This is a genomic window from Thalassospira sp. CH_XMU1420-2 (assembly GCF_037029325.1).
Classification (GTDB): Bacteria; Pseudomonadota; Alphaproteobacteria; order Rhodospirillales; family Thalassospiraceae; genus Thalassospira; species Thalassospira povalilytica.
In genome coordinates this window covers 1-593 of sequence record NZ_JAYMEG010000076.1, presented here as the reverse complement: position 1 = coordinate 593, position 593 = coordinate 1, and the positions used below count along the sequence as shown (strand labels likewise).

The 593-nt window shown below is 50.4% G+C and carries 1 protein-coding gene; it reads right to left on the bottom strand.

Annotated elements, in window-relative coordinates:
- Positions 1-44 precede the first annotated feature (44 nt).
- Positions 45-491 carry a hypothetical protein gene (locus tag WA429_RS21370; RefSeq protein WP_336107932.1) on the bottom strand — a complete coding sequence of 149 codons (447 nt, stop codon included), beginning with the start codon at positions 489-491 and terminating at the stop codon, positions 45-47.
- Positions 492-593 lie beyond the last annotated feature (102 nt).

The window sequence follows — 593 nt, the reverse complement described above, 5'->3', positions numbered from 1 at the left end:
ACGACATTCTCCCCACCGGGGAACATCGATCCCCATGGGGTTGGTTATTTCAGTTGGAAGGTGGGCAAACCGAAATGGTCAAAGACCTTGTGGAGATAGTTCTGCTTCTCCGTCTGGGCCTCGACACAGTTAGCGGCAAATGCAACCACGGTCATGAAATCCGGGCCGATGCGAAGGACGGTGTCGTCAACCGGCACCATACCGTTGGCACCATACCAGACCCCTTTCTTGCCGATTTGGATAAAGTCAACTTTATGCTTCTTGGCAAGATACGCCTTCTTCCAGATTTCCAGAACTTCACGGTCCGTAAAGTTCAACCTCACGAACTGGAGCTCTCCATCGAATTCATAGGCATCTGTCTCGATGTTTAAGTCTATTATTTCGCGATACTCGCCTGGCTGCAAAAACATGCCCCATCGCCAAAATCGGCGAAAAGGCCATTGCAGCATTTCCGAGTAATAGCGGAACATTAAACGAAGTTTGCTGAGCATGGTGTGTTTCTCCAAGGCGGGAGCACACCACCCCATTGGGACAGCGTACGTCCCAAATGGGTTTAGTTGTTAACTTCTCGGCGAATTGCTTGTCAGCAGTCG

Coding starts and splice junctions, on each gene's coding strand:
- WA429_RS21370 (WP_336107932.1), bottom strand. CDS start 491: ATGCTCAGCAAACTTCGTTTAATGTTCCGCTATTACTCGGAAATGCTG.